Genomic DNA, 7,397 nt, shown 5'->3' with positions numbered 1-7,397 from the left:
GCGACTTGGCAACTGCCGGCGTGTCAGCCGAAGTAAACGACAGTGATGAGCTCGTGATCGTCAACGATTCGGGTCGCGAACTGACCCTTTCGGATGGCGGCACCGCTGCGACACAGGTTTTTGGTGCGACACCCGCCAACGTTGCTGCCGTCGATGCCGCAAACATGAGCGATACGCGCCAATCGCTGATGAACAGCTACAACGACCTGCGCACTGAGCTGGACGCACTGGCCCGCGATTCCGGGTATAACGGCAACAACCTGCTCATGGGCGACGCACTTGAGGTTGTTTTCAACGAGCTCACCGGCAATGACCGTACCAGCTTCGAAATCAGCTCCAAGCAGGCTGACGGTACGGCTTTTGGCAATATCACGTCAGATCGGCTGGGCGGCGTTGCAGGCACCGCAAACAATTTCGGCTCGAACTACGAGCTGGAAAGCATGCTTGAAGGCATGCAGGACGGCGTGAGCGAACTGCGCAGCCTGTCGAGCCAGCTCGGCACCGCGCAGACGATCGTCGAGAATCGCGAGAGCTTCACCAAGGAAATGGTGAATACGCTCCAGGCCGGTGCTGATGGCCTGACCCTGGCGGACATGAACGAGGAAGCCGCCAACAACCTGGCTCTGCAGACCAAGCAGCAGCTCGGCCAGTCAGCTCTCGGTCTGGCGATCCAGAACGACCAGTCGATCCTCCAGCTTCTGCGCTGATTGATCGAAGACCAGTTTCGAGACCTTGACGGCGGTGGGGCTTCCCTGCCGCCGTTTTTTACTGGTCATTAACCACGCACGCCTAGCCTTTCGCCGTGCAGCGGGAGAGAGCCATGCCCTTACGGATCGAGCTGAAGCCCAATGAGCGGCTGATCATCGGCGAGACGACCATTCGCAACGGGCCGAAACGGTCGAGTTTCGTGGTGGAATCGCAAAGCCGGATCCTGCGCGAAAGCGATATCATCACCCAGTCAGAGGCGGATACGCCCTGCAAACGGCTCTATGTCGCGCTTGAACACATGTATCTGGCCGATGATCCGCAAGCCGGCGAAACCGCGTTCATCGAGATCGCCAACCAGATCATGCAGGCGGCCCCGGGCACACGACCGCACATTCTGGCGATCTATGAGCAGCTTCAGGAGCGCAAGCTCTACAAGGCTCTCAAACAGGCCCGCAAGCTGATTACCTATGAAACGGACCTGCTGGCCCTGGCGGGAGGGGACAAATCCGCTCCCGAAGCTCCTGCCGATATCCGCACGACCCGGGCTGCCATATCCTGATCGCGGACATCCGAAACACGAAAAGAACGGTCCCGCGAGGGGCCGTTTTCTGGATCCGTCGACTTGTTCGGTTTACGCGTCAGAGCGAAGCGCTGAAAGTCGGTATGCTCGGTGGCGCGTTCTCGGCGTAGAACTTGCGCAGGTTGAGCATGATTTCCGTCGGCAGCTGGAAGATCACTTCATCGCTCTGGGTGTTGACGACCTGAAATAACAGAGCACCGATTTCGGCATCACGCTCGAAACGCACTTCACGGTCATCTGAAAAGCTTGTGCCAGGATCGGAATCAGCATCCTGCTCCGCCTGCGGAAACTGCGCCTCGTCGATGGCCGTTACCGTTGCCTCCGCGCGGCTCTCGCGCAGCATCGCGACACCTTCGCGTCGAAAATCTGCTGTATATGACCAGCTTACGCCAGCACCCAATCCAGGGTCCATCATGGCCACTACTCCTGATACGAAGTGACAGGATACCAGTTGCGGACAAAATTTCTCCTAAGGCAAACGCTCGAATTTTATTGAAATCTTATAGTCTGTTTCGATACTTGATAAATACTCATACCGCATCACCGCATCTGGCAAAATCGCCTTAAGCCATTTTTAAGGCACTATGGTTAAAAGTCGTGACGAAGGTTCACTCGTGAGGTCGTCCATGAACTCGGCTGCCAATGCCTACGCCAAAGTCGCGAAAGCTGCTCCTCTCCCGCCCCGCGCACTCGAAGCCACGCTGCTGATCAAGGCCGCCGGCAAGCTCCAGGCCGCGCATGACCAGTTGGAAAACAGTATCGCGCCGCTTGACGACGCGCTCGCCTTCAACCGGCAGCTCTGGACCGTCTTCGCCACCTCCGCGACCACGCCGGAAAATCCACTTCCCCGGCAGGTGCGCGAGAATGTCGCCAACCTCGCCGTCTTCATGCTCACGGAAATCCTCGCCGCGAGCACACGTCCGTCGAAAGAGGCGCTATCGACGATGATCAACATCAATCGCGAACTCGCAGCAGGTCTTTCCGAGCAGGCACCACAACCCGCTGCCTGATCCGCGTGCGCGCGTCTCATCCACAACCCTGCACCATCGGGCCTTATTGACCTTGCATGCGCAGGCTGGTTCTATGCGCGCAACCGGGGAAGGATTCGAGCAGGGTGGTGCGTTTTCTCCAACATGCGAGCCGCGTGGCGGATCGGTTTGCGCGGGCGGTCTGCATGCTCGCGGGGATCATGCTCGTCGCATCCGTGCTGGGGATCGTCGTCCTGCGCTACGGGTTCGGAGTCGGCTTCATCGAATTGCAAAACCTTGCCAGTTACGCTTTCGCGGTGTTCATGATCTTCGCCCTCCCCGTCTGCATGGCGCAGGACGGACATGTGCGCGTCGAGGTGCTTTCGGAGCGGCTCTCGCCGCGCTACCGCGTCTGGTCGGAGGGGCTGGCTCTGGTCCTGCTGCTGATCCCGCTGTTTGCGCTCACCATCATCAGCTACTGGCCCAACCTCTCCTATAGCTGGGCGATCCGCGAACGCGCTCTGGAAACCGGCGGATTGCCCGGCATTTTCCTGATCAAGACAGCGCTGCCGCTGGCCGCATTCCTGATGATCATCCAGGGGATCGCCGCCTTCCTGCGCAGGCGTGAAGCCGAATACGGCGCACCGCCCCTGCCGGGAGATCCGCCCTCCCCGACCTCCAGCGGGACGGGCTGAGCGTGTCGGGACTCTTCCTCATCATCATGGTGATAGGTCTCTTCGCCGGCATTCTGAGCGGCATTCCGGCCATGCTGGCGATTGCCGGGATTCCGATGCTGGTCGCCGTTGCCGCCTCCGTATTCTTCGACGCTTTCAACCTCTCGCTTCTGGCCCTGTTTCCAAACCGGGTCTGGGGGGTCATGAACAACACCCTGCTGATGGCGGTACCGCTCTTCGTGATCATGGGCGTGTTGCTGGAGCGCGCGCGGCTGGCCGAGAACATGCTCGGCGTGCTTGCGCGGATGCTGGGCGGCTCGCCGCGTGGGATGGGGCTTTCGGTGCTGGCCTTCTCCGCCATGATTGCGGCCGCGACCGGCATCATCGGCGCGACCGTGGTGATGCTGGTGCTCGTCGCGCTCAAACCGATGATGGATGCCGGCATCCCGGCGCGACGGGCCTCGGGCCTGATCTGCGCCTCGGGGACATTGGGGCAGATCATCCCACCTTCGATCCTGCTGGTACTGTTGGGTGACCAGATCGGCAATACCTATCTCGAAGCGCAGCAGCGCGCCGGCAATTTCGCGCCGATGCCGGTCTCGGTCGGAGATCTGTTTGCGGGTGCGCTCATTCCCGGTCTGATGCTGGTCGCGCTCTACGGGCTGTATCTCAGTTTCGTTCTCCGCCCCGCGAAAGGCGTCAGCGTTCCGGCGCAGGGCGAACCGGTGACCTGGACGGAGGTGATCTTCACCTTCCTGCCGCCGATGCTGCTGATCGTCTCGGTGCTCGGCTCCATTCTGGCCGGTGTCGCGACGGCGACGGAGGCGGCGGGGCTGGGAGCCATCGGCGCGATGCTGCTCGCCGGCTGGCAGGGGCTGCGGTTTCGCATCGAGCGCTGGTTCGTCGCCGGCGCCGGCATAGCCGCTTTCGCACTCGTCGCCCTGCGCATGGCGGGAATGGGCCGCGCGGCTTTGGACACACCCGCCGGGCAATTCGCGCTTGCGGGTGCGATCGTCATCACCCTCGGCGTGCTGATCGCTGCCACACGGCTATGGAATCGCGGCGCATTGCAAGGTGCGCTAGGGGACACGATGAAGATCTCGGGCATGGTTTTCGGCATCGTCATTGCCGCCTCGATGCTCGCCCTCGTCTTCCGCGGCTTCGGCGGTGACCGGCTCGTCATGGAGATGATGAGCGACATGCCCGGCGGCCAATGGGGTGCGCTGCTCCTGATCATGTTGCTGGTCTTCATCCTCGGCTTCATTCTCGAAGCGATCGAGATCATCTACATCGTCGTGCCCTTGCTCGGTCCGGCGATTCTGGGCACGGATATCTCGCCCGTCTGGTTCGCGGTACTGCTCGCCATGAACCTGCAGACGAGCTTCCTGACACCACCGTTCGGATTCGCACTGTTCTATTTCCGCTCGGTCGCACCGCGATCGATCACGACCATCGACATTTATCGCGGAGTGATACCTTTCGTCTTGCTGCAACTCGTCGCTCTGGGCATCCTGCTGGCCGTGCCCGAGCTCGCGACATGGCTGCCGCGGGTCATCTTCGGATGAAGTGTGTCGCCTTCGGATGAAAGCCGGCACAACCGGCTTCGGGCGAAGGCAAAGAGCGCCGCCACCAGGTGGCACAATGTCAATGATCCAGAGGGAGGATCTCTTTATGAAACGCAGAACATTCCTGATGGGCGGCGCCGCCGCCGCCACGGCCACCACACTCGCCGCCCCGGCGATCGCCAGCGGCCATGTGAAGTGGGATATCGCCTCGTCCTTCCCGGCCGCCGCACCGGGCGTGGGCACGAACGTCACCCGCTACGCCGAACTGGTGAATCTGATGTCGGACGGGCGCATGGAACTCACAGTCTATGGCGCCGGCGAGCTCGTGCCTCCGCTTGAAGTTGAAGACGCCGCTCAGGCCGGTACCGTACCGGTCGTTCACGGTCCGCCCTACTATGCCGCTGGCAAGGAAGCCGCGCTGCACTGGTTCACCGGCGTACCGTTCGGCATGACCGCGAACGAACATTTCGCCTGGCTGAAATGGGGTGGCGGACAGGAGTTGTTCGACGAAGTCTATGCCGAGCGTAACCTCAAGCCCTTCTATTCCGGCAATTCCAACACCCAGTCGGGCGGCTGGTTCAAGGAGCGCCTGAACAGCGTCGAAGATCTCAATGGCCTGAACATGCGCATTGCCGGTCTTGGCGCGGACGTGATGCGCAAGCTCGGCGTCAACGCCGTGCTGATGCCCGCCGGCGAAATCTTCCAGGCGCTGCAATCGGGCGCGATTGACGCTGCGGAATGGGTCGGCCCGATGCTCGACCAGGCCTTCGGCCTGCAGCGGATCACCAATCTGTGCTACATGCCCGCCTATGCCGAGCCGGGCGCAGGCGTTGCCGTCGTCTTCAATCAGGATGCCTTTGCGGAGCTTCCGGACGATCTCAAGGCGATTTGCGAAGCGGCGGCGCAGGCAGCGGCGCTCGAAATGCACGCCCAGTTCGATTATTTTAACGCCCAGGCCGCGCGCGAGCTGGAAGAAGCCGGCGTCGAATTCCTGCCGTGGCCGGATGACATCACTAACGCCCAGCGACAGGCTTGGAACGAAGTGCGTGAAGAACTGCGCGCCGCGCACAGCAACGTCGCGCGGGTCCTGGAGAGCTACGAGCCATATCTGGAAGCGGCCCGCGAATACAGCGGCATGATGACCGAGCCGATGCTGGCGGCCCGTCGCGGCTGATAACGCACGCGCCAATCGCCAAACGAGAGACGGCCCCGTATGACCGGGGCCGTTTTCATGAGAAGCACGCGATCAGCCTTCCAGCTCCTCACGCAGCATTTCAAGCTCCAGCCATTGCTCCTCCGCCTGGTTGAGCGCGAGCTGCAATTCACCCAGCTTCGCGGTGGCCGCCTCGAAACGCGCGGGATCACGGCTGAACAACTCGGGATCGTCCATCACCGCCTCTACTTTCGTGATCTGCGCCTCAAGCTCGGCGATCCGTCCGGGCAGGGTCTCAAGCGCGTGTTTCTCCTTGAACGAGAGCCGGCGCTTGCGGGCCTCACCGCCGGATGAGGCGGATTTCGCAGCGCTCTTTTCGGCATCCTTGCCGCCCTTGCGCGCGCCTGAATTCGCCCCTGTCGCCACACCGCCATGCGCCGAGACACCGGCGCCGCGCTGCGCCACCATATCCGAATATCCACCGGCATATTCGCGCCAGCGCCCCTCGCCCTCCGCCATCACCGTGGAGGTGACAACGCGGTCAAGAAAGTCGCGATCATGGCTTATCAGGATCAGCGTACCGGCATAATCAGCCAGCAATTCCTGCAACAGATCGAGGGTTTCGAGATCGAGATCGTTGGTCGGCTCGTCGAGTACAAGCAGGTTGGAGGGTCGCGCCAGCGCCCGCGCCAGCATCAGCCGTCCCCGCTCGCCGCCGGAGAGCACACCGATGGGCGTGCGCATCTGTTCGGGCTGGAACAGGAAGTCCTTCATGTAGCCCGCGACATGCTTCGTCTCGCCGCCAATCTGAACCGTGTCGCCACGTCCGCCCGTGAGCGCCTCCGCCAGCGTCCAGTTCGGATCAAGGCTCTCACGGCGCTGATCCAATGTCACCATCTGCACTGAAGCACCGATGCGCACCTCGCCCACATCCGGCGCCAGGCCACCCGTCAGCAGGTTGATCAGGGTGGTCTTGCCCGCCCCGTTCGGCCCCACGATCCCCACACGATCGCCCCGCGCGATGCGCATCGTGAAATCGCGCACGATGGGCGCGTCGTCATAGGCCTTGGTGATACCCCTGGCTTCGATAACGATCTTGCCGGAAGTCTCGCCCTCGGTCGCGGCGAGCTTGACGTCGCCGGTGGCGCGACGCTGCTCGCGCAACTCCTTGCGCAGACCGTGCAATTCCCCGAGCCGCCGGACATTGCGCTTGCGGCGCGCGGTCACGCCATAGCGCAGCCAATCCTCTTCCGCCGCGATCTTGCGGGTCAGCTTGTGGCGATCGCGCTCTTCTTCCTCGAGCACCTTGTCGCGCCAGGCTTCGAATGCGCCGAACCCCTCCTCCAACCGCCGCGTATGCCCACGATCGAGCCAGATCGTGGCGCGCGAGAGCTTTTCGAGGAAACGTCGGTCGTGGCTGATCAGCACGAGCGCGGTGCGCATTCCGGCGAGCTCGCTTTCCAGCCATTCGATCGCCGGCAGGTCGAGATGGTTGGTTGGCTCGTCCAGAAGCAGGATGTCCGGCGACGGGGCCAATGAGCGCGCAAGCGCCGCCCGGCGCGCTTCACCGCCGGACAGCCCCTGCGTGTCACGCACAGGATCGAGTCCGAGTTCGGTGAGCAGATATTCGCCGCGATAGGCATCATCGGCCGGACCTAGACCCTTGGCCACATAGGCTCCGAGCGTGTCATAGCCGGTCAGATCCGGTTCCTGCGGCAGGTAACGCAAGGTCGCGCCGGGCTGTACGAA

At 62.3% G+C, this 7,397-nt stretch carries 8 protein-coding genes; 6 read left to right on the top strand and 2 right to left on the bottom strand.

Annotated elements, in window-relative coordinates; all coding sequences use genetic code 11:
- Both VKP01_RS06170 and VKP01_RS06165 read left to right on the top strand, forming a co-directional pair.
- The coding region (locus tag VKP01_RS06170; protein WP_324411287.1) for a flagellin at positions 1-707 on the top strand (707 nt) is incomplete at its 5' end.
- A 113-nt stretch (positions 708-820) separates the two neighbouring features.
- Complete coding sequence (locus VKP01_RS06165) at positions 821-1,267, top strand: flagellar biosynthesis repressor FlbT (protein WP_324411286.1); 447 nt, start codon at positions 821-823, stop codon at positions 1,265-1,267.
- Positions 1,268-1,346: 79 nt separating this feature from the next.
- Here the strand turns inward: VKP01_RS06165 and VKP01_RS06160 are convergent, their stop codons facing one another.
- Complete coding sequence (locus VKP01_RS06160) at positions 1,347-1,703, bottom strand: flagellar protein FlaG (protein ID WP_324411285.1); 357 nt, start codon at positions 1,701-1,703, stop codon at positions 1,347-1,349.
- 211 nt (positions 1,704-1,914) lie between these two features.
- Here VKP01_RS06160 and flaF point away from each other — a divergent pair, with 211 nt between their 5' ends.
- The 4 genes from flaF (at position 1,915) to VKP01_RS06140 (ending at position 5,669) form a co-directional block, all read left to right on the top strand.
- The gene (flaF, locus tag VKP01_RS06155; protein ID WP_324411284.1) at positions 1,915-2,298 is read left to right on the top strand and encodes a flagellar biosynthesis regulator FlaF; all 384 of its coding nucleotides are present in this window, start codon (positions 1,915-1,917) and stop codon (positions 2,296-2,298) included.
- A gap of 104 nt (positions 2,299-2,402) precedes the next feature.
- Entirely contained in the window at positions 2,403-2,951 is a 549-nt protein-coding gene (locus VKP01_RS06150; RefSeq protein ID WP_324411283.1) for a TRAP transporter small permease subunit, read from the top strand.
- 2 nt (positions 2,952-2,953) lie between these two features.
- On the top strand, positions 2,954-4,495 hold the full coding sequence (locus VKP01_RS06145) for a TRAP transporter large permease (RefSeq protein ID WP_324411281.1): 1,542 nt from the start codon (positions 2,954-2,956) through the stop codon (positions 4,493-4,495).
- A gap of 106 nt (positions 4,496-4,601) precedes the next feature.
- Positions 4,602-5,669: a TRAP transporter substrate-binding protein gene (locus tag VKP01_RS06140; RefSeq protein ID WP_324411279.1), complete on the top strand. Its 1,068-nt coding sequence runs from the start codon at positions 4,602-4,604 to the stop codon at positions 5,667-5,669.
- Between the two features lie 72 nt (positions 5,670-5,741).
- On the opposite strand, the gene VKP01_RS06135 is transcribed toward VKP01_RS06140, so the two are convergent.
- Positions 5,742-7,397: ABC-F family ATP-binding cassette domain-containing protein (locus VKP01_RS06135; protein ID WP_324411277.1), on the bottom strand; the 1,656-nt coding region annotated here is incomplete at its 5' end.

Source organism: Saliniramus sp. (assembly GCF_035311605.1).
In the GTDB taxonomy this organism is placed as follows: domain Bacteria; phylum Pseudomonadota; class Alphaproteobacteria; order Rhizobiales; family Beijerinckiaceae; genus Saliniramus.
This window is presented reverse-complemented; position numbering and strand designations above follow the sequence as displayed.